Annotated in this window: 16 protein-coding genes; 4 read left to right on the forward strand and 12 right to left on the reverse strand. The window is 45.4% G+C overall.

Features of this window, described 5'->3' with window-relative positions; genetic code table 11:
• Positions 1-12 precede the first annotated feature (12 nt).
• On the reverse strand, positions 13-927 hold the full coding sequence (locus tag BC343_RS29515; RefSeq protein ID WP_078351419.1) for a tyrosine-type recombinase/integrase: 915 nt from the start codon (positions 925-927) through the stop codon (positions 13-15).
• 95 nt (positions 928-1,022) lie between these two features.
• Positions 1,023-1,214, reverse strand: a complete 192-nt coding sequence (gene rpsU / locus BC343_RS29520) for a 30S ribosomal protein S21 (RefSeq protein ID WP_078351420.1) — start codon at positions 1,212-1,214, stop codon at positions 1,023-1,025.
• A 142-nt stretch (positions 1,215-1,356) separates the two neighbouring features.
• Between rpsU and BC343_RS29525 the strand changes: the two genes are divergently transcribed.
• The gene (locus tag BC343_RS29525; protein ID WP_078351421.1) at positions 1,357-2,676 is read left to right on the forward strand and encodes a sensor histidine kinase; all 1,320 of its coding nucleotides are present in this window, start codon (positions 1,357-1,359) and stop codon (positions 2,674-2,676) included.
• Here BC343_RS29525 and BC343_RS29530 read toward each other — a convergent pair.
• The 7 genes from BC343_RS29530 to BC343_RS29560 form a co-directional block, all read right to left on the reverse strand.
• Positions 2,663-3,349 (reverse strand): peptidase associated/transthyretin-like domain-containing protein, encoded by a 687-nt coding sequence (locus tag BC343_RS29530; protein ID WP_078351422.1) that lies wholly within the window; start codon positions 3,347-3,349, stop codon positions 2,663-2,665. The genes BC343_RS29525 and BC343_RS29530 overlap by 14 nt on opposite strands.
• 106 nt (positions 3,350-3,455) lie before the next feature.
• Complete coding sequence (locus BC343_RS29535; protein WP_078351423.1) at positions 3,456-5,411, reverse strand: M1 family metallopeptidase; 1,956 nt, start codon at positions 5,409-5,411, stop codon at positions 3,456-3,458.
• A gap of 209 nt (positions 5,412-5,620) precedes the next feature.
• Positions 5,621-6,877, reverse strand: coding sequence for a hypothetical protein (locus BC343_RS29540; protein ID WP_143822404.1), 1,257 nt, complete (start codon positions 6,875-6,877; stop codon positions 5,621-5,623).
• 82 nt (positions 6,878-6,959) lie between these two features.
• Positions 6,960-8,015 (reverse strand): hypothetical protein, encoded by a 1,056-nt coding sequence (locus BC343_RS29545; RefSeq protein ID WP_078351425.1) that lies wholly within the window; start codon positions 8,013-8,015, stop codon positions 6,960-6,962.
• Positions 7,994-8,941: a sacsin N-terminal ATP-binding-like domain-containing protein gene (locus tag BC343_RS29550; protein WP_143822405.1), complete on the reverse strand. Its 948-nt coding sequence runs from the start codon at positions 8,939-8,941 to the stop codon at positions 7,994-7,996. Before BC343_RS29550 ends, BC343_RS29545 begins: the two co-directional genes overlap by 22 nt.
• A 1,008-nt stretch (positions 8,942-9,949) precedes the next feature.
• Positions 9,950-10,840: a helix-turn-helix domain-containing protein gene (locus BC343_RS29555; RefSeq protein WP_078351631.1), complete on the reverse strand. Its 891-nt coding sequence runs from the start codon at positions 10,838-10,840 to the stop codon at positions 9,950-9,952.
• 259 nt (positions 10,841-11,099) lie between these two features.
• Positions 11,100-11,918 (reverse strand): SDR family NAD(P)-dependent oxidoreductase, encoded by an 819-nt coding sequence (locus BC343_RS29560; protein WP_078351427.1) that lies wholly within the window; start codon positions 11,916-11,918, stop codon positions 11,100-11,102.
• Positions 11,919-12,129: 211 nt separating this feature from the next.
• On the opposite strand from BC343_RS29560, the gene BC343_RS29565 reads away from it, so the two are divergent.
• A complete protein-coding gene (locus BC343_RS29565) occupies positions 12,130-13,047 on the forward strand; it encodes a sugar phosphate isomerase/epimerase family protein (protein WP_078351428.1) in 918 nt (305 codons plus the stop codon).
• A gap of 230 nt (positions 13,048-13,277) precedes the next feature.
• On the opposite strand, the gene BC343_RS29570 is transcribed toward BC343_RS29565, so the two are convergent.
• From BC343_RS29570 to BC343_RS29580, 3 genes are all read right to left on the reverse strand, one after another.
• Complete coding sequence (locus BC343_RS29570) at positions 13,278-13,622, reverse strand: Spx/MgsR family RNA polymerase-binding regulatory protein (protein ID WP_078351429.1); 345 nt, start codon at positions 13,620-13,622, stop codon at positions 13,278-13,280.
• Positions 13,623-13,758: 136 nt separating this feature from the next.
• Positions 13,759-16,203, reverse strand: a complete 2,445-nt coding sequence (locus BC343_RS29575; RefSeq protein WP_078351430.1) for an outer membrane beta-barrel protein — start codon at positions 16,201-16,203, stop codon at positions 13,759-13,761.
• Between the two features lie 102 nt (positions 16,204-16,305).
• Entirely contained in the window at positions 16,306-18,696 is a 2,391-nt protein-coding gene (locus tag BC343_RS29580; protein ID WP_078351431.1) for a TonB-dependent receptor domain-containing protein, read from the reverse strand.
• Between the two features lie 227 nt (positions 18,697-18,923).
• Between BC343_RS29580 and BC343_RS29585 the strand changes: the two genes are divergently transcribed.
• Both BC343_RS29585 and BC343_RS29590 read left to right on the forward strand, forming a co-directional pair.
• The gene (locus tag BC343_RS29585; protein WP_078351432.1) at positions 18,924-23,900 is read left to right on the forward strand and encodes a YCF48-related protein; all 4,977 of its coding nucleotides are present in this window, start codon (positions 18,924-18,926) and stop codon (positions 23,898-23,900) included.
• Positions 23,897-24,601, forward strand: a complete 705-nt coding sequence (locus BC343_RS29590; RefSeq protein ID WP_078351433.1) for a fibronectin type III domain-containing protein — start codon at positions 23,897-23,899, stop codon at positions 24,599-24,601. The genes BC343_RS29585 and BC343_RS29590 overlap by 4 nt, the downstream gene beginning before the upstream one ends.
• Positions 24,602-24,614: the final 13 nt, after the last annotated feature.

Below are 24,614 nucleotides of genomic sequence, written 5' to 3' on the forward strand. Positions count from 1 at the left end.
TTTTCCTCCTTTTTAACCCCTTGGATGGGCTTGTTTGTAAATAGACTTTAAACGTTCAACTGAATTGTGGGTATAAATTTGGGTTGCGCTAAGGTTAGCATGGCCCAAAAGTTCTTTAATGGCGGCAAGGTCGGCCCCATTGTTTAGTAAGGTTGTAGCAAAGGTGTGCCGCAGCACGTGCGGGCTCTTTTTGCTTTGGGTTGATATGTTGCTGAGGTATTTCTGCACTATTAAGTATATCAGTTTTGGGTAAGCTGCCTCCCCTTTATTTGTAACGATAAAGGTTAAGGAATTGTTATGAAAATTTTCACTTTCCTGCGCCTCCATGTACACCTTCAACTGTTGTGCAAGCTCGTTATTGAGGGGTACTATCCTCTGTTTGTTGCGTTTACCTAAAACTTTTATGGTGTTTTCGTAGAAATTTATATCGCTTTTTTTCAGGCCCAAAAGTTCGGCTAAACGGATGCCGGTACCAAACAAAAGTTCGATAACCGTTTTATCGCGTATGCCGGCAAAATCATCAGAAAATATCGCTTCTCCCCTTTCCTCGTCGTCCAGCTTGCCGTCGAGCATATCGGTTAGCTTTCCGCTTTCTACCACGGTAGGCAGGTTTTTGGGTGTTTTGAGGGCTGTTAGGCGCGATGTTGGATTTACTTTAATATCGCCCTCGGCCAATAAAAACTTAAAGTATTTGCGCAGGGTGGCCAGCTTGCGGTTGAGGCTGCGCGGGGCAAGGGCTTCATCCGCCGTCATCCAGTTGCGGATGTCGTGATGGGTAATTTCTGCGGGATGGGTTATGGTTGCTTCCTGCCCTTCGGGGTTCAGGAATTGGAAGAACTGCTCCAGGTCGCTCTGGTAAGCAGCTACTGTATGCGGCGAGTACCGTTTCTCGTATTGGATATACCGAATGAACTTGCCTAAAAACATAAAAACTATTTATACATCCGTGGGAATTGAATGTACAAATAGTTTTTTTATATCGACAAGAAAAATATGTAAAATTATTTCCGCGAGGGAAAAACTTACACAGTTTCTATATTCATACCTTGTTTGTAGATGGCATGTTTAATTTCGTGCCTGCGGGTGATAGATTTCTTCTCGAATGCCTGACGGCTACGAAGCTCTCTTAATACACCTGTTTTTTCGAATTTCTTTTTGAAGCGTTTCAGTGCTTTATCTAAAGATTCGCCTTCTTTTACGTTGATGATGATCATAATTCCCAAATACCTCCTTTCAGGGACGACAAAGGTACAATTTCTTTTGCATTCTGAAATACAATATTTTAATTATTTTAATCTGCTATAAAGCAGCCTTTTTATATAAATTTGAAGCCAACTATTGATTCCCCCGGGCAGCATGGCTCCTACTGTAAAGCACTGGCTTAAAAAATATCGGCACCTGATTGTTGGCGACCCGGAGGTTTTCCCTTTGGAGAGCCGCATTTTCCATACCTTCTCGTTTTTTGTGATCCTGATAGTGGTGATGGAGGCCTTCATGAACCTGGTGCTACATTTATATGTATCGGCAGCACTGGCCTTCGGTGTAATATTTATACAAAGCGCCCTGTTCTACCTTTCGCGTTTTGCCGATAAACTGCAATTAGCGGTAATACTATCGGCCATTGAGGTAAACGGCTTAAAGGCCATCGGCTATTATTATAATGACGGTATAACGGGTGCTGCCTTGCTCCTATTCGCTGCTTCGCTGTTCATCCTCATGTCGGTATCGCAAAAAAAGCTTTGGCCTTTTTTGCTGGCCATTAACGTTAGCGTGGTGCTGGCTATCATTATGTCGGAATACTGGCATCCCGAACTCATCCAGAAACACTACGAAACCCGTGCCGACCAGTTTTTAGATAACATTGTATCGTACATGGTTACTATCCTGCTTATATATGTAGGTACTGCAGCCATCCGCAAAAGCTACGCCCGCCAAAAATACCTTACCGACGAAAAGGCCCTGGCACTGGAACTGCTGAACGCCGAAAAGGTAAAACTATTCTCTATTATAGCGCACGACCTGCGTACGCCGCTGGCATCGGTTCAGCAGTATTTTAAGGTGATGGCGGAGTTGGATATAGATGCCGCCGAACGCGCCGACATGGAGAAGAACATGCTGCAAACCATTGGCAAAACGCAGGACCTGCTTACCAACCTGCTTAAATGGGCCAAAAACCAAATGGACGGCACCATTGCACACCTGCAAACTATAAGCCTGGGCACCTACCTGCAGGAGACTACCGAACTGTTCAGCAACATTGCCACCAAAAAGGATATTACCCTAACCACCATTGCCGACCAAAGCATAACCGTACGCGCCGACCCGGATATGCTGCAAATAGTGATACGCAACCTGCTGAACAATGCAGTAAAGTTTACCCGCCCCGGCGGCCGCATTATATTAAAGGCTGTTGCCGAGGGCGACCATTGCATTATATCTATTACCGATAGTGGTGTGGGCATCCCGCTGAGCAGGCAGGCAGATATTTTCTCGCTCAATACTTCATCAACAAACGGTACGGGCAACGAGCAGGGTACCGGGCTTGGGCTGGTGCTTTGTAAAGATTATACCGAACTGCAGGGTGGCCGCATATGGTTTAGCAGCAAAGAGAACGAGGGGACTACCTTTTACATCTCCCTCCCGCTGGTGCAACTTACCCTGTTTACGGGGTTGTAAGTGCAGGCAAAGTGCGTTTATCTGCCGGCAATGCCTGGTACTTTTTATAACTATCGTTTATATACGCCACTAACGATTCGGCATTGTTGTTACGCAGAAAAGCATAGCTGGGCCGGTAAAGCGTGAGGAAGTTCTCCAGGTCCTGCCCCTTCAGCGGTATTATGCTGCCTACATAAGCTTTGTTGAATACTTCGTCCACATGCTTTTCCTGCGCCTCGCGCTGAAAGAATTTCTTTAGCCTGCGTGCATCCTTCCCCTCTTTACTAAACCAGGTTGATGGCGAAAAGGCATACACCTTACTTTTCTCATAAACCTCGGGGTACTCCTTCCGCGGGTCGAAAGATAAACGGGTAGAGCGCACATTCACCTGGTTGAGAGATATAAACTGCGGGCTAAGTTCGATACGTTTGGGGCGGGTATCAATCAAATACAAGGTATCGGGAAAGTAGCCCGGCGATGTAAAAATAAGCGTGTGGCCGGTAGCCGCCTTGATATTAAAATCGCCATTTTTATCGGTTAGCGTTATTTGCTTGTTATTAATATCCTGGATAAACACGTTATCCAGCTTGGTATTGTTGCCATGCTCGTAAACGGTGCCTTTAAGCACGTCTTGCGCGTTGGCGATAGATGTTGTGGCAATTGCGGCGATAACGATGGCAAATAGCTTTTTCATGGGTCAGGGTGTATATTAAGGTAACTTATGGTAGCTGTTAAAAGTTTGCATATTTAACACATCGGCCAACAAAAAACCCGGCCTAAACCGGGTTTTGATATTGTTATTACTTTTTCCAGACATTGTTGTCGGCATTGTAGTCCGGCATTACTTTGTCGGGGTCGTACGTTACCGATTCTATTTCTTCGGTAGTGGGTACTTTAGCTACGAAGCTGTTGTTGCGTTCCCATATCTCCACCGGCAGGTTTATGCGCTCGGTTTTGCCGCTTTTGTATTTAATTTCCAGCGGGGTTGGCATAGCCATTTTCTCCATATTTGTGAGGGTGATGTAGGCACCTTTGGCAGGGTCGCTATTTACGTATTTTACGTCGTTAACGGCAACATCCAAACGCCAGTTGTTTACAAACCAGCCCCTCCAGAACCATTGCAGGCTTTCGCCGCTTGCGTTCTCCATGGTGCGGAAGAAATCATCGGGCGTTGGGTGCTTAAATGCCCAGCGCGCTATGTAGGTGCGGAAAGCAAAATCGAAACGCTCGGGGCCCAGTATCTGCTCGCGCAGCATGGTAAGGCCCAGGCCCGGTTTAAAGTATAGCAGTATACCGTTGTTGGCCTCTTTCAGGTTTTCGGGGTTACTTAACACCGGCTCCAAGGTTGGGTTGGTAACAATGGCTGCCATGCGCTGCATATCAGTTTTGCGCGGCGCGTATTCGCCTTTGTTAAAATCGGTAGTCGACAGGGTATTAATAAAGGTATTGAAACCCTCATCCATCCAGCCGTACAAACGCTCGTTAGAACCAACGATCATGGGGAACCAGGTGTGGCCGAACTCGTGGTCGTTAACACCCCAAAGCTGGCTCTTTTTAGCACGGTACCCGCAGAACACAATGCCCGGGTACTCCATACCGCCCACACTACCCGCAACGGCAGTAGCCGCAGGGTAAGGGTACTCGAACCATTTTTGCGAGTTGTACTCCACCGATTTTTTCACATACTCGGTAGAACGGCCCCAGGCATCGTTACCGTTGCTCTCGGTTGGGTAAGCTGATATCGCTATCGACTTTTTACCGCTTGGCAGGTTCATTTTAGCCGCATCAACAATAAAGGCTGCCGACGAGCCCCACGATACATCGCGCGCGTTTTTGATCTTGAATTTCCAGGTCAGTTCTTTTTTACCTGCCGGGCGCGATGATGCTTTGGTTACCTCATCTGCCGAACGGATGATAACCGTAGCATCGCTTTTTTCGGCTTCGGCCCAGCGTTTTAGTTGCTCGGCGGTGTACACTTCCGACGGGTTTTGCAACTCGCCCGATGCTACCACAATGTGGTTGGCCGGTGCGGTAATGCTCAGGTCGAAATCGCCGTACTCGAGGTAGAACTCGCTCGGGCCGGTGTATGGCAGGGCGTTCCAGCCCATTACATCATCGTACACATACATGCGGGGGTACCACTGTGCAATAGTATAAACGTTACCATTTTTGGTTTTAAGGATACCCGTACGATCCGACCCATAATCGGGCGCGATGAACGAATACTCGATATTCAGTTTCACCTGGCCGCCGTTAGGTTTCACCGCTTCGGGCAGGAATATTTGCATACGGGTATCGTTAATAAGGTACTTAACATCTACCCCACCCACTTTAACCGACTTAATTTTATAACCGCCCTCGGCCATTTCGCCGCGGCCACCGTTACGGCTACCGGTAGGCGGAATAATGGCCGAACCACGCGAATCCTTTTTGAACAGGTTCTGATCCAGCTGCATCCACAAAAAGCCCAGGCTTTGCGGGCTGTTATTGGTGTAAGTAAGCGCTTCGGTGCCTGTTATCTCGTTAGTTTGGTCGTTAAGGGTTGCAGCCAGTTGGTAGTCGGCACGGTTTTGCCAGTATTTCGGGCCGGGCTGCCCGTCGGCGGCGCGGTACTCGCTGCCATTTTTGGTATAGAACAGCGGCGCAAAAGCGTCGTGGTAATTGTAGTTAGAAACCGGGGGGCTTTGCTGCGCCTGTGCCGCACTCCCTGCGGCCAAAATGGCCAGCGCACAACCGGCTATCAGGTTTAATTTCATCTTTAAAAATTGGTTAATAAAATATTATGCAAGTATAGTAATTGTGGTGGTATTGCCCTTTGTTGTAATGGGGAAGTTACCGAGGGGTTAAGGAATGAGGAGGGGGAATTGTTTGGATCATAGGTAAGCACAAGTACGCCGTGTTGTTGTCTACTTTTCGTACTTGTGCTGTTATTAGCTTATCCTACATTATCAAATTGACAAAGCTATTATGATATATGATGTTTAATATCCTCAATCAGATGGCTAAAGTTATCAGTATTCAGCAACATAGTTTCTTTACGTACAGCTATTCTTATTTCCTCCATTAAAACCAAGTGTAACTTAGATTTACCAGAACTTTGCTGTATCTCGTTAAACTTTAAATAGTCCAATAACCCTTGCTCAAAAACTTCAGCCAAGTTTTTTCTGTATTCGAAGCTCAACCTAATATATTCACTATTTACATCGTTTATATTACTTGGGCGGGCAAGAAATCCAATCGCATAATTTTCTTCATTTTTTGAAGCATGCTTAGCTTGACTCGCAGCAAAGCGAAAGGACAGTGATGAATTTTTTAGATAAGATTTAAGCTCAACGAAATATGCTTTGTTATTATTGGTATTTCTAATTTCAAAATCACTTGATCCAATGCCTCTCGGGATAACTTTAGCATTTAAGCCTGCAGTCAATAAAGCGGCTTCGAAATAATTCTCGACTGTCTTTCCAATTTTTAATTTGAAAGTGAAATCATCTTTAATCTCTTTTAAATCATTAGCATGTTTAAGTATTTCGTCCAATGATCCTAAACTATTAGCAATCTGAATCAACTCTTTCATTTGTTCTGGATTGAGATTAGCTTTAGATATCTCAGAAAGTAATTCCATACTTGCCTCATCTTTTAACAGGCTAATAACATCTTTACTTATTCTTCTGTTACCCAATGTCAGAGTAAAGAATAATCTGCTTGATGCGGTTTGGAAATAGCTTAAATACTTATCAGCTAATTCATTGTTAGAACCACACCACTCTATTAAGTCTAAAAAATTGTCCTTATTTCTTTCGATAGTACCGCTTTCATGCGCATCTTCGGCTTGTATATTCTTTACAACAGCTTCTAATTCTGCTCCAAGCTCCTCAAACTTTATTGTATTTGGTAAAGTGATAGAAATACCGTCTGCAACTAATTTATCTTTCCATTCTTTGGATGAATTAAATCCTTTTAAAATATCTAAGAGCTCATCATCTAATGGTGTTTCTTCAGTTCCATAGTTAGAAATGTCTTTGTAACCTAATAATTTACCATTTCTATTAGGAATAATATTACCAAATTCCAAAAAGGCTTTGTACTCAGTATTACTTTCCAACAAATTCAAATAACTATCTAACCATAATATTGCCTGTTGCTGATCAAAATTGAGTAAACTTGCAAGAGCGTCGATATCAACTGAATTTGATATCGACTTATTACAAACTTGAATCATCAATTTTATGGCAGGTACAAAATTAAAATTGCTTGATTTTTCTATTTCTATAAAATCTCGTTCAAAATGAAAAAGCTGTTTGCTTTTAAAAAAAAATTTGATTTTTAAAACTTTCCTTTTTTGAAGTCGATTCGTTCACACAAAGTAAATCGGTTAATATTTCTTTAGCATTGTTCCTCTGCAAAAACACAGATTCAGCTTGGTTGTATGCATTTTTTCTTTCGGCCTGGAGTATACCGTTGATGGTTTCAGAAATTTCAGACAAATCTTTCTTATCAATGTTCAAACCGGGTAACACTATATTTCTGTCAATTAACTCAATTCGCCAATCTAATCCCAAGGTTTTCAGGATATCCAAAAAATGATCTGGAATTTGAGAATTTGAGTCCTCTAAATACAAATCGTCTAAACTGAAAAAATCACCGTATTGGTTTGGAATTATTGCATACTCATTCAAAAGGTCACTTTGTTTTTCAGCTATGATAAAATTAAATACTTTATTTAGCCACTTAATGCTAGTGTTACTTTCGTCAGAATCTAAATGTTCAGAAAGATTTTGGAGAGTTTTGACATCTTGAAGTTTTTTCAAAAAGGCATTTAAATCGCACCTAATTTCAGACCCCCATTGTTCTATTTCGTTTTTTGGACCCGTCGCTTTTATCCATTTTAAAAGTAAATCATAATGAGGAACTTTTCCTTTACCAATAAAAGGGGATGTGAGTTTATGAAATTTGAGTTTGGTCTCTTCAGTGTTTCCATAATATGGAATTAAAGCATCCTTTAATTTAATAATTTCTTCTGATTGTGTTTCAACCAAATCGATGTCTAAAAGTTGTTCACGCCAATCTCTTTGCAAATCCTCGTACCAATTTCTCGAAAAATCCTCCCATTTATAATCCGGCAAACGGCTATAAGCACAGACGTATCTATTGCGTGCTCCATTTGCAACGAGCCAATTGGTGAATTCAATCGAAGCTTCTATTGCATTCTCAATGATTACTCGGTTCTCTATTGCATCAGGGGCTTCCCCACTATTGAGATACACCCCATCTCGATCCTCAGTAGGAAAAAAATGCGTTCCGTTTATTGCAAAAGGAAAATAAAATTTTTCGGAACCAATTAATGGAAAATCCCTGTACAAATTGGGTTGTTCACCAAAGAGTCAATTAGTCCAAGTTCTTCAAAATCATTAACTTCACTAATTAAAAAAACACCTTTAGCTTTATAAACTACGAAAAGTCTTTCAGGAATTTCACCACCAGTTATATCTACCTTAACTTTTCTTATTTGCTCAATCACCTCTACGTCACTGCATTCATATGTTATGCGGGTGTTTGAAAGTTCATTAATTACTTCTACTCGTTTTATTTTAGGTATATTAACCAAAGTAACAGGAAGTGTATGAATTAAATCTTCAATCCCCGCTCTTGCTGCTTTTTGTTTTTCCGTACTCGTTAGTCTGTAAGTGAAAGCAGTATCGTAAGATTCTTCGATTCTTGTGTCAGGGTAATTATTTACAATAGGACAAATCTCTTCGTCTTCTATTTTTCTTATACGCTCTAATGCAGTTTCAATTTTGGGCAATAACTCCTCCGATGTACGTCCGGCTCTATCAAGAAGCACTTCAAAACTTCTATGTGTGTTTTTATAATCGACAATCCCGTTTACCTTTATAATATCCGAAAGCAAATGAGTACTAATAAATCCAGTTCCAAACTTGCCCGTTACTTCATCGTTTGAACTATCAGAGGCCTTTGAACTCACTTGTTGAATCAAGCCAGTAATATTTCCCATCATAAACGGATCACCGTTGTGCTTAAATATCAGTTCATCTTCCTTCAAAATAACCTGTATTGATACACGATTAAACTTCTTATTAGGAACGTCCTTCGCATTTTGCATCAACTCCCAAATCCATCTTCTATATGACTTTGATGGATCATTAAGCACTTTACTAAGTATTTGCTTAATCTTATCTGCTGTGAGTTTATAATTATTTCTGCGAATTATTAAATCAACATCCTGAGATTCATCTAACTCAGATTGCATTGGAGAGGTATCTGACATGACTAATTGTGTAAGGTAATAAGTATCGTAAGGTAATAAAAATATGGATATGACAAGCTATTTTTTAAGTCCAATCGTTCCCCAATCTGGCGCGAGTATGCAGCGTGGGCCAAGTGGGCTGAGTACTCGTGCCTAACCACATGCAAAGGAAGAAAGTTACGAGTACGCTGCTCTGCATATCGCGCCGAAAACTGAGGCGGCATTTGAATGCATCCGTTTGCCGCAGGGTCCTTTTGCAAAGAGACCCTGCGGGGACGGAGAAGGTCTAATTAGTGCGTTGTGAATGGAGAGTGGTGAGTGGTTGTGTTGGTGGCTATTCCGAAGAAAGTCATGAGTACGCCCCGCACCTTCCCTGCGCTGCATACTTGCCGGAAACTGAGGCGGCATTTGAAGGCACCCGTTTGCCGCAGGGTCCTTTTTAAAAGAGCCCCTACGGAGACGGGGGGGGCTCTAATTGGAGCGTTGTGAATGGAGAGTGGTGAGTGGTTGTGTTGGTGGCTATTCTAAGAAAGTCACGAGTACGCCCCGCTCCTTCCCTGCGCTGCATATTCGCGCCGGCGGTGGGCGTTCAAGGGCTACATTTTCTTCGTAAATAATTGTATATCAATAATTTAAAAGCAATAAACCAACAAGGTTAACACATTTACGATATAGTTAATAATCAATCAATTCATTATCAATAACTTAACTGTATAAAAGATGCAAAAAGTGTTAAGTTATGTTAACCTTTGTGGGGTTGGTGAGTGGTGATTAGAGGGTGGTGAATGGTTGTATGAATGGCGATGCTTTACGGCTCTCCCATCACACATCGCACGTCGGAAATAGCATATCTATGAGATCGCCACAGCCCGCCATCGCTCGTTTCCCGCCCTGGGGCTTCGCAATGACATGGTGGAGAAACGTGCTGTGTGGTGATGCATGGCGGTAAACCCCTCCCCGCCTTTGCGCGCATGCCCGGCACACCCCTCCCAAGGGAGGGAATTTGAGATGCATTCCACCTCCCCCCCCTCAATTCAGCATTTGTTTCTTGAACCCGTTCGGGCTTATGCCTACTTCTTTTTTGAACAGGCGCGAGAAGTACGAGAGGTTCTCGAAGCCGAGTTCGTAGGCTATTTCGGAGACGGAGAGGCGCTCGCTCAGGAGGCGGTTCTTGGCTTCGGAGATGAGGTAGATGTGGATGTGTTCGAGGGCGGTTTTGCCGCTTTCCTGTTTCAGTACGTCGGTTAGGTAGCCGGGCGAAATGTTGAGGCGGCCGGCCATTTCGTGTACCGAGGGCAGGCCCTTTTGGGCAAGCAGGCCGCTGCTTACGTAGTTGTCTATCTCGCGGTTGAAGCGGGTAACGGTTTTGCCGGATATTTCGGTGCGGTTGATGAACTGCCGCTTGTAGAAACGCTGGGCGTACTTCAGCATGGTATCAATATTGGCGAGGATGATCTCGCGGCTGTATTCGTCCTGGTTGTTGTTGTATTCGCCTTCGATGATGCTGAAGAGTTCCCACACGGTCTTCTCTTCGCGGGGCGAGAGGTGCAGCGCCTCGTTTATCTCGTAGTCGAAGTAGTGGTATTTCTTAATGTCAGTATGCAGCGGGTGCCCGTTGAGGTAGTCCTCGTGCAGGAATATCATAAAGCCATCCTCATCGAACTGCAGGTTCTTCATCTCGATGACCTGGCGGGGCTTGAAGAACATCATGGGGCCAGCCTCGTGATCGTACCGGGTGCGGCCATAAAGCACCGTGCCTGATTTGAGTTTCTTGAACCCGATCATATAAAAATCGCTGGTGAACTCGCGGTCGCCCATGCCGCAGGTGTGGTTGCAGCGGTAAATGCTCAGCAAGGGGCTTTCGGGCGGCGGGAAACCATTCTCGCGGTGCAGTTCGGTAAGGTTCTTATAATGTTTCATTTGGCGGGTACTCATAAACCAACCACAATTTACGTACTGAAACGCAGATTGTGGTTGGGGGTTAGTAATTTGATTTGGGGGTGACGAATGCAAGTTCTAAATGCGCAGGGGGTAAGTGCGATTCCCCTCTTGAGAGGGGTGCAGGGGTGTGTTTCGCGAACTATGCTTTACGTTATTGCATAGTGGCTAACACACCCCTGCAGCCGCACCGCCCATCGCACCCCCTCTCAAGAGGGGAACCTTAGCTCCCTAACTCCACTCAATGCCCGTGCGCAGCAGCACCCACTTCTTTCCATTCATCAAATTGGGCTATCCTGTCGGCGTATACGCTGGTGATGAAGGGGTAGGCAACTTTGCCCAGCAGGAAATGCAGCGGCGGGTTCTGGCTGTCTATCAGTTGCAGTACGGCATCTGCGGTAGCCTCGGGGTTACCCCAGCTATCGGGTGTGGCAGCTTCAAAGAATGCTTTTTTAACCGGCGCGTAGGCTTCAATAGCTTCGGTTTGCACGGCAGAGGCACCGCTCCAGTCAGTAGAGAAACCGTTAGGCTCTATTAGGCTTACGTTGATGCCAAAGTCTTTTACCTCAGTCGCCAGTGTTTCGGTTAAGCCGTTCACAGCGTATTTAGAAGCATTGTATAACCCAAGCACCGGCAGGGTAACCAAACCGAGTATGCTGGATACCTGTATAATGTGGCCGCTTTGCTGTTCGCGCATTACGGGCACAATGGCTTGCGTTACCCACAACAGGCCGAAGAAGTTGGTTTCCATTTGCTGGCGGGCCTGCTCTTCGGTAGTTTCTTCTATAGCGCCGAACAAGCCGAAACCTGCATTATTAATAAGCACATCTATACGGCCGAAGTGTTCCTTCGCCTTAGCAACGGCAGCAAAGCTGGCGGCACGGTTGGTAACGTCCAGTTGCAGGGGCAATATGGCATCGCCGAACTCGGCCACCAGGTCGTTAAGGCTATCGGTATTGCGGGCAGTTGCTACCACTTTATCGCCACGTTTTAAAAGGGCCTTTGCCCAGATTTTACCGAAACCACGCGAGGCACCGGTAATAAAAATTATTTTTGACATTGTTTTTTTGTTATTTGTTGATGCCAAAGGTATAGCGGCCAGCGCGGGAAGATTTACACAAAACACGGGAGGTTTGGTACAGAATCGGGGTGTGGATGGTGAACGCGCGGCTTTATGCGAACGCGCGGCACGCGCGCACGAGCGACCTGGGGCATTGTGGCAGCAAACAAATATTTTCTATCTTTAGCTAAACCAATTCATCCACCTATCTATGAACCCATATTCACGCCGGCAATTCCTGCAAACTTCGTCGCTGCTTTTAGCTGCGGCCGCTGTGTCATCTTCGTTTACATCAAAAAAGCAACAACTTAACCTTTCCTTCTCTACCCTCGGCTGCCCCGACTGGACCTTTACCGAAATAACCGATTTTGCCCCCAAACATGGCTTTACGGGCTTGGAGATACGCGGCATAAAACGCGAAATGGACCTAACCAAGGTCCCCCAATTTGCAACAGAAAGCAGCCGGAAAGATACTTTGCAACTGATGAAGGCTAAAGGACTGCGCTTTGTTGACCTCGGGTCATCAGCCACCCTGCATTTTGCCGAAGGTGCCGAACGCCAAAAGAACCTCGACGAAGGCCGCCGCTATATCGACCTTGCCCAACAACTGGAATGCCCTTTTGTCCGCGTGTTCCCGAACAACTTCCCGAAAGGGCAGGATAAAGCCGCTACCATAGACCTGATCACTAAAGGCCTGCTCGAACTGGGCGATCATGCCAAAGGCAGCAAGGTTAGCGTACTGATAGAATCACATGGCGACCTGGTACATATCAACGACTTAGAAACCGTAATGAAAGCCGCTGCCCACCCCAATACAGGCTTAATATGGGATGTTACCAATATGTGGAGCATCACCAAAGAAGCTCCCGCCGATGCATATAAGGCATTGAAGCCCTACATTAAGCATACGCACATTAAAGATGCTAAAGTTGCCGAGGGGACTGCCCCTAAATATGTGTGGGTAGGGCAAGGCGATGTGCCCATTTTAGAAGCAGTAGCCCTGTTGGCCAAAGGCGGCTATAAGGGCTATTACAGCTTTGAGTGGGAAAAACTATGGCGCCCCGAACTTGGCGACCCGGCCGAAGCTATTGCTAATTATGCGAAAGTGATGAAGGAAAAGTTGGGGTAGCAAATATTAATCTTCGCTGCCGCAAGCGTCCCCGGCTTGTGGCCCGCTTGCAAATCCACAATGCTTAGCAAAGGAGAAAATCGCCCATCCAGGCGTCCGCGCCTGGATGCAAACATTTGTCAGCGTCTTCGCTGACGTTCATCGGTTCGTTTAACTGTGATCAGCGTGGACGCTGATAGATTTGTTTCGGTCAAGTGTGGACACTTGACCGGGCGGTAATTTGATCTTTCCTACAACAACTCCTTACTATAAACTCCCTCATCAAAACCAAAAAATAAAAAGCCGTCCTTTTCTATCACGGGGCGTTTTATCATGCTGGTTTTTTGCTGCAGCAGGGCAAGGGCATCTTCTTTGGTTTTGATGCTTTCTTTCACTTCAGGGTCCAGCTGTTTCCAGGTAAGGCCTTGTTTGTTCAGGAACTTTTCGTAGCCTGCTTTGGCATCCCATTCGGCAAGTTTCTCGGCGCTTACGCCAAGCTTTTTAAAGTCCTGAAATTCGTAAGCTACATTATTTGCCTTTAGCCAGTCGAGCGCTTTTTTTACCGTGTTGCAGTTGGTGATGCCGTATACTTTCATGGGGGTAAAGATAATTGTCTGAATCAGAATTTTCGGGATTTTAGAATGAACAGAATTAAAGTTGACTTACTTGTGGTAATGCGACTGGCTTCATTCTGAAAATCCTCAAATTCTGAAAATTCTGATTCAAACAGCCTTAATTCGCCGGTGAGCTTTTCCCCTGCGTATCGTCGTTATTAATACCGCGCTGGTTCTTTTTAATGTTTGCGTTCAGCTTGCCAAATTTATAATTAAGGCGTATAGCAAAGCTACGATATGGGCTGTAATAGGCACCCGATTGTTCAAAGTCGGGTGTGAGGGTGTACGTACGGAAGATGCGGAACTTCGAATAAGGATTATTGGCCACTACCGATACCGTAAGCGACTTCTTAAAAAATTCCTTCCCGGTAACGAATGACGAGAAATAGCCGCTGCCGTTGCGCCCCTGCAACCGTACATTGGCGCTAAAAAAGCCGGCATCTAAGCCAAAGCGGTAACCGCTCTCTAATTTGTAACCTAAACTGGCAAAGCCATTGCCGGTGAAGCCGGAGTTCTCGTAAAACTGGCTGTTATAGGTACCTCTTAACCAAACATGGCTCACGCGGGCATTCAGGTTGAACGATAGCTTTTTGGTGAGCTGGTAGTTGGTATTGAGGTTAAGCCCCAAAGTTTTATTGCTGCCAAGGTTTTGGAAAGTGGTTGTGGTTATAGTATCCGGTTGCGCGGTGCCTGCGTTCTCAATACTGATGCTGCTTACGTTTTGAATAGAGTTATTAGAGAACGCATAGCTCAAACTGGCATTGACCGAGCCGTGCGAAAAATTACTATAAGTAAGTTCAAAGGTGTTATTCAGTTCGGGGCGCAGTTCGGGGTTACCGGTATTGATGAACCTGGGGTTACTACGGTCTACGAACGGGTTAAGCTGGTAAATACCCGGGCGTTGTATGCGCTGCGTAAAACCAAGGCTAAGGCTGCTGCTTTTAAAACTACGCTGTACCGATACGGATGGGATGAGGTTGTTATACCCTTTATCTAACGGCGTGCCCGAAAAATCGGCGTTCACCTGTGTGCGCTCCAGCCTGGCTCCTGCCTTTGCCGTAAATTTGGAAAATTTCAGCTGGTACAAGTTATAAAAGCTGTATACATCCTGGTGGTAGTTGAATACGTTAGTTTGGGCATCGTTAACTACATATTCATTGGTCAACGGGTCAAGGTCCTCTCTACGGAAATCGCTGAAGTTATTCCGCAGGATGGCTTTGGCACCGGCCTCTATATTTACTTTTTTTACAGGATAGGCATAATCTAACTGGAATGTATGCTCGCGGTTACCCGCCTGGTTATACTGGCGGTAGTTGGGTTGCAGGCTTTCGGGGTAATTAAAACGATTGCTAAACAGGTTATCGGTATTGGTTGTGCCCGGGCCGTAGCTATATTTATAGCTCAGGGTAAGCAACTCATCTTTATGGCCTTTAAAACCCAGCTGGTAGTTCAGGCTCAGGTCCATCCCTTTATCGTTGTTGGTGTTGGCGCTTTGCAGGTTGTAGCCCTGCATCAGTACGCCGGCACCATTGGTTTGCGTCGACATTTGGCTGCCTCCCTGATCGAAGTTGCCCTGGTACATTTGATACGATGCCGTAAGCAGGTTAAGCGAATCTATCTCGTAACTGGCCTCGGCATTGGCATACTTAAAATCGCCGCTAAAAAGGCTCGCGCCATCCTGGGTGATGGTAGTGTTTTGCGCAAAAAATGTTTGCGATGTTTTAACGGGACTGGTATTACTGCCATTGCTACCTATACCGCCGAACAGCGACAAACCAAACTTCCCCTGCTTCATGGTACCATTCAAGTTAATGGCCGGCCCGAAAACGCTATTGATGCGCGAGTTGATGCTGCCGTTATAGCCCTGGTCGCCATTCTTTTTAGTGATGATATTGATAATACCGGCAAGGCCCTCCGCATCATACTTGGCCGGCGGCGTGGTGATCACCTCTATCTTCTCTATATTGGTGGCAGGCATGGCCTTCAGTACATCCGACGGGCTTTTGGCCATCAATGCCGATTCCTTTCCGTTTATCAGTATTTTATAATTGCCACTGCCCTTTAGCTGTATCTTATCTTCGGCATCCACCGAAAGCATAGGTACTTTGCGCATCATATCCAAAGCAGAAATAGCTTTGCTCTCCGGGTCGGCCAGTACGTCGTAACTAATGCGGTCAACCTCCTGTTTCATTAAAGGCCTGGCGGCAGTAATTGACACTTCGTTAAGTTGCTTGCTGCTTGGGCTGAGCATCAGTTTACCCAAGTCGATACTTGCGTCGCCTTTTATATCTACCGTTTTAGTCCGGTAGCCCATCGATATCAGCGATAATTTATAGGCTTTCGCTGCCAAGCCGCTGAAAGCAAAAATTCCATCATCTTTACTCAGGGTACTTTTTACCGGGGCGTTGGTGGCAGCATCTGTAATGGCAATGGTGGCGTAGCCCAGCGGCTTATTTACAGCCGAATCTATCACCACACCTTTTACGGTAATGGTAGTTGCGTTTTGCGCGAACGATGAAATAGAAAACAAGCACAGAATTATGGCAAGGAAAGGTGATCTCATGTATATTGATTTTTGACTATAAGACGCCCTTCCCCGGCGGCCGTTGCACCGTGAATGTTAAATTAACTAACACATCAGGTAATGATTTTGATACAGATGGTTTTAATTCCTCCCTCCCCCGCTGGTATCATCGTTATTAATACCGCGTTGGTTCTTTTTCAACTGGCTGTTCAGCTTGCCGAACTTGTAATTGAACCCGATACCGAAAGCGCGGAACAGTTGGTAGTTATAGGATGATGCAATGAAGTCCTGCGTACGGGTAGTAAAATCGAGTTTGATGAATTGCTTGAAGGGCCCGTTGGTATACACAAATATGTTCGCCCGTTTATTAAACAGTTCTTTTGAGGCATTGGCACCGTAACCCAGGTAGTAGTTGTCTGTGCCTTGCAGCAACACATAACGGCTATCAAAGCCAACGTTTACGCCTACGCGGTAACCATTATCAAACTTGTAGCTGCTGTTGGTAAACACGTGGCCCTGGTAACCGCGGTTTTTAAATAGCTGGTTGCTGTAAAAACCCTCCAACCATACGCGTAGTATCTCGGCGTTAATGTTGAGGTTCCATTTTGGGGTGATGGGGTAATTGGTGTTCAGGTCGAGCCCCAGTTGTTTGTTCTTGCCCACGTTAGCGTAGGTAGTGGTAGTAACGGTGCTGTTCACGCTGGCCAACTGCTGTATGGTATTGTTGGCGAACGAATAACTCGCGCTGATATTGAGCGAACCTTTGGCGAAGTTGCCGTAACTCAACTCGAAGTTGTTGTTCACGGCCGGGCGCAATGCGGGGTTACCGGTATTGATGTAGTTGGGGTTACTTTTATCTACAAATGGGTTCAACTGGAATATACCCGGGCGCTGTATACGCTGTGTGAAACCAAAAGTAAGGCTGCTGCTTTTTAGGCTGCGCTGGATAGATACCGAAGGCACTACGTTGGTAAAATTCTGGTCGAGGTTGGTATGGGTAGATGAAAAATTCGCGTCGATATTGGTACGCTCATAACGTACGCCGCCTTTGGCCGTCCACTTACTGAATTTTAGGGTGTACGAGTTATAAAGGCTATAAACATCCTGGTGGTAATCAAAAACGTTATCCTGCGAGGCATCGGGGATGTAGGTTTGGCTCGGGATATCGTACAGGTCGGTATGGAAATCACTAAAGTTATTTCGGGCAATGAGCTTTCCGCCTGCTTCCAGCGTGATTACTTTAAAGGGTTGTATATAATCTAACTGCGTAGTGTGTTCTTTAGCACCCGAGCTGTTAAACTGGCGGTAGTCGGTAGCGTTGCCGGGTGTTACCATATTCCGGGTATTACTGCGGTTATCACTGAATTTGTACGATGCTGTCAGCAACTGCTCTTTATTGCCTTTAAAACCCAGTTGATAGTTAATACCAAAATCCTTTCCTTCAAAATTACCATTGCCGCGGTTTATACTGTTAAAATCAGTTTCCACGCCTTTATCGGTTTGTTGCGTCAGCTGGTCGCTGCCTGTTCGGTTGGTGTTTTTGTAATAGTTGAACGAGCCGGTGAACAGGTTAAGGGTATCTGCCTCGAAACTTAATTCGGTACTTACATAGTTATTAGTACCGCCATTAAAGCGCGTACCGTTCTGAATGATGGAGGATGACTCCTTCAGGAAATCGGTTTGATTGTAGTAAGCGGTAGTACGCTCGGGCCGGCTGCCGGTACCGGTGAAACCGCTCAAACCAAATTTACCCTGTTTAACAGTGAAGTTGGCATTGGCCCTCCCGCCAAAGGTACTGTTATAGTTAGCGTTGATACCAATGTTATAGCCCTGGTCGGCATTCTTCTTGGTGATGATGTTGATAATACCCGCCAAACCCTCGGCATCGTATTTAGCCGGCGGCGTGGTTATCACTTCTATCTTCACAATGTTTGCACCCGGCATGGCTTTCAAAATATCCGAAGGGTTACGTGCCATAATGGCCGACTCCTTGCCATTCAGCAATATCTTATAATTACCGCTACCGCGAAGTTTAATAGCATCGTTCCCATCTACCGATAGCAGGGGTACTTTGCGTATCATATCCAACGCGGTAAGGGTTTTACTTTCAGGGTCGGCCTGCACATCATAGCTCAGGCGGTCTACTTCCTGTTTCATCAAGGGTTTTGCAGCAACGATAGATACTTCTTTTAACTGAGCGCTTGATGGGGCCATCAGTAATTTACCAAGGTTTACGGTGGCTCCGTTTTTGAGGTCGATAGCTTTTGTTTTATAACCTACAGATATTAACGAGAGTTTATAGCCCTTCGCTGGCAGGTTAATAAACTCAAACGAGCCATCATCCTTACTTAACGAACTGCGCACAGGGGCATTGGTAGCTGGGTCGGTAAGAGCAACGGTTACATAACTGAGCGGCTTATTGACTGCCGAATCTATAACAATGCCTTTTATGGAGATAGCAGGCTGATTTGTTTGTGCTGACGAGGTAAAGGTTAATAAAACGGCAAAGGCGGCCAGTAGAAGTATTCTCATGTAATAGTTTTGGTATAGGACGCGCGAAGGTACGCTTCCGTTGCAAGCCAAAACCCTATTTAACAAAATTTAACTAAGAAATTAGGTAACAAAGATATTACCATCGCTATACTCAATTCCGAAGCTAAGCAGCGGGTACTTTATTGCCCGCGAGCTTGTTTGCTGCTGCACAATTTGTTATTTTAGCACGACTAAACAGGACATAACCTTATCACCACTTTCTCCATATGCTAAAAAAAGCCTTTGCTTTAATTGCCTTATCAGCCTTCGGCTTGTTTTTGGGGGCAAACGCACAAAGCCTCGTTAAAAAATTCAACGCGATTGGTACATTCACAAAAATTGGAAACATTACTTTCTTTCAGGGCGAAGACCTTAATGGCAAAAGAGGCATCTGGAAAACCGATGGCACAACCGGTGCCACTACATTGGTTAAAGCCATTACCGTTTACATCGACGCGGAGTATCCAAGTAAAATATTTGCCTACAATAACAAGGTTTACTTTTCGGGGAGCGACGGGATAAATGGCTATGAACTTTGGCAAACAGATGGTACGGCAACGGGTACCGTTTTATTAAAAAATATAAACACCCAGCGCTCAGGCAACGACGGATCGATGCCCAATAATTATATATTATATAAGGGGCTATTGTATTTTACGGCTACAGAAGATAGTAACCAATTTAGTTTATGGAAAACCGATGGCACGACCGCCGGCACCGTAAAAGTTTTTGATGCCTTGTATACCGGCATAACCCAACCCATTTTAGTGGGCAATACTCTTTATTTTACACAAAACTTGCGCACCCTTTGGAAAAGCGACGGCACAACGGCGGGTACGCAGCAAATTCCGGACGACCACAATGGTAGTGGTATGGTTGAAGGCCTTACCAATGTAAATAACGAATTGGTATTTTTCACCTCTGAGAATAGCCAGCATGATAAGGTAAACCTATACAAATTAAACCCAACAGATAATGTTCAGGTGAAACTTGGCGCTTTTAACGCTGCCCCCGATGGCAATAACAATATATCGGGCATTACCGCTGTGGGCAACAAGTTCTTCTTCTCCATCAGGACTAACGATGACAAGAATGGCGCGGCCGATGCACTGTGGGTGAGCAACGGTACCGCAGAGGGAACGGTAAAACTGGTATCGAAACCATATGAATGGTACATCTCCGGTTCTGCAACAGATAATTACATTGCTTACAAAGGCCAAGTTTACTTCTCTGCGGTAACAGACCATACGCTCTGGACAAGTGACGGAACAGCGGGCGGGACAAAACAGGTTTCAACCATCCCGCTATATAACCAGGTGAGATCTGTTGTGTTTAACGATAAGCTATATTTTAGCGGCAACTATCAATTATGTTATTTTGATGGCGCAAAAAGCGGCATCGAGGCACAACAGCCGCTGTGGCCTTCGCAATTTATTGACGGTGGCAACCAACTTTATTTTCAGGATAGTAAGTACGGCGTTTCGAGCACGCTTTGGAGCAATGCACCCGCCGCACAAATACAGGTATCCATAAATAATCAACCGCTTTCCAATAGCCTTCCTTACAGGTTCAGCACAAAGGCCGATAGTACTGTATCAGCTGCTGTATCGGTAAAAAATCTGGGTAATAAGGAACTGGTTTTTGCCGACATAAGCGTTGCCGGCAACTCGTTTTATGTTAACGGCACGCCCGAGCGCACTTTACTGCCCGGGCAAACAGCAAAATTTAACCTCCTTTATTCGCCACTTAAGCCCGAAGAGCTTACCGGCAAACTCATCATCAAAACAAACGATAACAGCGGGCAAACCAACTTTACAAATGATTTGCAGGGCACTGCGGTAGGCACTGCGACAAAAAACGCCAGCGCCGTTGCCGATGGCCTTTATAAATCAATAGCTTTTGCAGACAGCATACCGGGTTTTACGTTAAACCAAAACACAATTAGCGAAACGGCTGCACTAAACACAACTATAGGCACCTTTGCGCTGCCGGGCCTAAACACCCCGCCCGGTTTTGAGCTTGTTGCGGGCACGGGAGATACCGATAATGGCAGCTTTAAAATTGAAGGCGGGCAGCTTAAATTAGCTACCGCACTTAACTTTGATGTTAGAAGCACTTATACCATTAGGGTAAAAGCCGGCAGCGAGGCAAACGCTGCCGAAAAGGTATTTAGCATACAGGTAACCAATACACAGGCCGCGCCAAACCCTGCTGCTTGCATACTCCCTTACGAAAACTTGGCCATAGCATTAAGAGACGCTGTGTATGTTGGTACGCGCATATTTGCTGTTGGCGAGCAAGGCAAAATTTTAGTTTCGGAAGATGACGGCAAAAACTGGCGCGCCATAAAAACGGGTATTACGTCGGACCTTATGCGCATACGTTTTACCGACAACAAAACAGGCTATATTTTAGCCTCGGGCAGTTTGTTGTATAAAACCGAAGACGGGGGCGAAAATTGGTTCCCGCTGGTTAGCCCATCAACAAGCTATCCCTTTTTTACCAGCTTTCATTTTATTTCATCAACTACCGGTTATTTGTTTGGCAGCGGCATTTACAAAACAACAGATGGCGGGCGCAGTTGGCAAAAATGCTACACACAGTACGAGGCTTTAACCGATGGCTGGTTTATCGACGAAAATAATGGATTCGTAGCCGGAAACGAGGGTTCATTACAGCATACTACCGATGGCGGCAAAACCTGGGAAACTAAAACGATAGTTGCAGGTAGCTCCACTTTGTTTCGTGCGGTTACGTTTGTAAACAACACCACAGGCTATATTGTCAACAGCACAGGCACTGTAATGCAAACTACCGATGCAGGTAAAACCTGGGCGGTTATAAGCAATGTTAATACCGATGGCAAGGCCGGGCAGCTCTACTTTGTAAACGCAAACACCGGGTATTTTTTAACGGGCTTCAACTCATCAACATTATATAAAACAACTGATGGCGGAAAAACCTGGGCGGCAGAAACCGGCATACGCGCTTACAGCGCTTTGTTTGCCGTAACTGCAAACAAAACAGGCGACAAACTTTGCCTGGTGGGCAACGGAACAGGCTGGGGAACATCGGGCGAACATGGCAGCGTAATTATGTTGAAAAACGGTTCTGCAGATTGGGAAGAGCGCTCATTAACAAGTAATACAACTTATAATTCGGGGCACTTATTTGCATCGGGCGTAGGATATGTTATTGGCGGGTATAGCCGCAAAACTACCGACGGTGGTATTACCTGGAAGAGTTTAGAACTACCTTATAACTACTTTTACGTTAATTCAGTAAAAGGCTATTTTATAAACGAAAACGTTGGCTTCTATACCGATTACTATCACCTGTATAAAACCACTGATGGCGCGGGCAACTGGAAAAAGGTAAGCAGAGATAGCACATCGGGTATACAGAGGATCTATTTCGTAACTCCCCAAATTGGTTATTACAACACGTTCGCTAAGGTTTATAAAACTACCGACGGAGGAGAAAGTTGGAAAGCTGTTTTGACGCCCAGCGGTTTTAACTACATCAATTCCATAAGCTTTCCCGACGAACAAACCGGTTATGTAAGCGGTGTAGGTTCGGTGCTGTATAAAACTTCAAATGGCGGCAGCACCTGGAAGAAATTTGATTTAGGCCAGGATAAATTGTTAATATCCTTCGGCTTTTTTGATGCCAAAATTGGCATGGGTGGCGGCACAAACGGCGCACTTTACCGTACAACTGATGGCGGAGAAACATGGGCACCTGTTTACACAGACATGAGGTTTACTACTAATGCTTTCCAGTTTATAAGCCCTACACATGCCTATTTGTTACATACTAACGGGAGCGGTGGCGTACAGCAAATTTATGAATCTGCCGATGCAGGGTTAACATGGAATAAAATATACGAAACCTGGGAAAATATATTTGGCCTAAGCTACAACAACGGGCATTTATTTATAACAGGCGAAGCCGGTACCATGCTATTGAGCAATAGTGCACCACTACCCCCGGTAAACGCAGGCTATATTACGGGCGATACCGTAGCAACTACCGGCGGCAAATTTATTTACTCGGTGCCGCCTGTATACAATACAAAGTACCAATGGCTGGTATCGGGCGCGCAAAAGGTAGAATATCAAAACGATAAGGTAACCGTTGAATGGAAAAACGAAGGGCCCCACAGCCTGCAGGTATTACCTTATAACGATTGCGGTAACGCAGCCGGCCGTACGCTTGATGTGATAGTTGAAGACATGCCCGACCCTGTTTTAACCGGTCCCGATACCGCACAAAGTAAATCTGCTAATGTGGCCTATGTTGCTACTATACACAATGGCAACACTTACAGCTTCGCGGCTACTAACAGTACATCGGTAACCAGCAATGCCAACAACGCATTGGTGAGCTGGGATAGCCCGGGCATGGGCACAGTTACCGTAGTAGAATCGAACCCTAAACTGGGGCAACGAAAATCGGCTTCGCTAAACGTTGTTATAAAAGAGTTTAAACTACCCGAAGACAACTTTAGCATATTGGTAAACAGCGCTACTTGTAAAGGAAGTAACAACGGTTTCATTACCGTTAAAGCCGCGCAGTCATTAAGTTATAAAGCAACCGTGGTTAGTCCCGGGGGCGGTACAAAAGATTACTCTTTCACCGATTCGTTAAAAGTGGCTAACCTGGCTGCCGGCGTTTATAACATTTGTATAAGTGTAACCGGCAATGCCGGCTATAAACGATGCTACGATGCCAATGTTACCGAACCAAAAGATATAACGCTATACACCGTAGTGAACCCGGCCGCCCATACCGTAACACTCAACCTTTCGGGGGCAGATAACTACACCATCGATATTAACGACAAGCATTACCAAACCAGCAGCACCCAGATAGACCTGCCCTTAACCACCGGCACCAACAGGCTGAAGGTTTATAGCGATAAACCATGCCAGGGCGTGATAGAAAAAATTGTGAACCTGAACAAAGTAACCATTTACCCAAATCCGTTTACCGACAGGGTGAGCATTGATTTGGGCGGCTCTACCGAAACCAACATTAATGTTGATATAACCAACGCCTTTGGGGTGCGTGTTTACAGCAAAAAACAAGTTAATAACGGCGAACCGATAGAAATAAACACGGCAGGCCTTAATAAAGGCGTGTACATTTTAACATTAACCGTGGGGCAAACCAACGCCGTATTTAAAATTATAAAACAATGAAGCACCTAACTTATACTGCCTTTTTATTTTTACTGGCCCTTGCAAGCTGCGGCGGCAACAAAGGAGAAGAACCTACACCCGCGCCAAAAGCGCCTGTAGCTGCACAATTGGTTTTTCCGGCACAAAACTCTACCTGTATATCCGGCGATATTACTTCGGCTACCCAAAGTACCGTTACACTAAAATGGAACGCGGCTGCCAATGCCGATAGCTATGCTATTGTAATTAAAAACCTGCTTACCAACGAAACCCAAACGCTTTCGGCAACGGCTGTGCAAGTGGCAGCCTCGCTTAAGCGTAATACCCCGTATTCGTGGTATGTTACATCAAAATCGGGTGTGGTAACCGGTACGGCAGATAGCGAAACCTGGAAATTTTATAACGCAGGGGAAGGCATTAGTGCATACGCCCCTTTCCCTGCCGACAACTTATTGCCCGGCAGTGGCGCATCGGTTACGGTACCCGCTTCCGGAAATATTACGCTAAGCTGGAAAGGCAGCGATACCGACAACGATATTGCCGGCTACGATGTTTATTTTGGCACAACAAACGCACCGGCGCTGCTAAAGGCGAATGTTTCAACAGAGAGTGTAACCGATGTTGCGGTAACCGCGGGTATAAAATATTATTGGAAAGTGCTAACACGCGATAGCAAGGGTAATACATCAACATCGGGCCTGGTAGAATTTACTACCAAGTAAATATAAAAGAGTA

This window comes from Mucilaginibacter pedocola, assembly GCF_002013915.1.
GTDB classification, from domain to species: Bacteria; Bacteroidota; Bacteroidia; order Sphingobacteriales; family Sphingobacteriaceae; genus Mucilaginibacter; species Mucilaginibacter pedocola.

Bases quoted from the DNA above. Each gene is read 5' to 3' on its own strand.
- BC343_RS29515 (WP_078351419.1), bottom strand. From the start codon at position 927: ATGTTTTTAGGCAAGTTCATTCGGTATATCCAATACGAGAAACGGTAC.
- rpsU (WP_078351420.1), bottom strand. From the start codon at position 1,214: ATGATCATCATCAACGTAAAAGAAGGCGAATCTTTAGATAAAGCACTG.
- BC343_RS29525 (WP_078351421.1), top strand. From the start codon at position 1,357: ATGGCTCCTACTGTAAAGCACTGGCTTAAAAAATATCGGCACCTGATT.
- BC343_RS29530 (WP_078351422.1), bottom strand. From the start codon at position 3,349: ATGAAAAAGCTATTTGCCATCGTTATCGCCGCAATTGCCACAACATCT.
- BC343_RS29535 (WP_078351423.1), bottom strand. From the start codon at position 5,411: ATGAAATTAAACCTGATAGCCGGTTGTGCGCTGGCCATTTTGGCCGCA.
- BC343_RS29550 (WP_143822405.1), bottom strand. From the start codon at position 8,941: ATGTCAGATACCTCTCCAATGCAATCTGAGTTAGATGAATCTCAGGAT.
- BC343_RS29555 (WP_078351631.1), bottom strand. From the start codon at position 10,840: ATGAAACATTATAAGAACCTTACCGAACTGCACCGCGAGAATGGTTTC.
- BC343_RS29560 (WP_078351427.1), bottom strand. From the start codon at position 11,918: ATGTCAAAAATAATTTTTATTACCGGTGCCTCGCGTGGTTTCGGTAAA.
- BC343_RS29565 (WP_078351428.1), top strand. From the start codon at position 12,130: ATGAACCCATATTCACGCCGGCAATTCCTGCAAACTTCGTCGCTGCTT.
- BC343_RS29570 (WP_078351429.1), bottom strand. From the start codon at position 13,622: ATGAAAGTATACGGCATCACCAACTGCAACACGGTAAAAAAAGCGCTC.
- BC343_RS29575 (WP_078351430.1), bottom strand. From the start codon at position 16,203: ATGAGATCACCTTTCCTTGCCATAATTCTGTGCTTGTTTTCTATTTCA.
- BC343_RS29580 (WP_078351431.1), bottom strand. From the start codon at position 18,696: ATGAGAATACTTCTACTGGCCGCCTTTGCCGTTTTATTAACCTTTACC.
- BC343_RS29585 (WP_078351432.1), top strand. From the start codon at position 18,924: ATGCTAAAAAAAGCCTTTGCTTTAATTGCCTTATCAGCCTTCGGCTTG.
- BC343_RS29590 (WP_078351433.1), top strand. From the start codon at position 23,897: ATGAAGCACCTAACTTATACTGCCTTTTTATTTTTACTGGCCCTTGCA.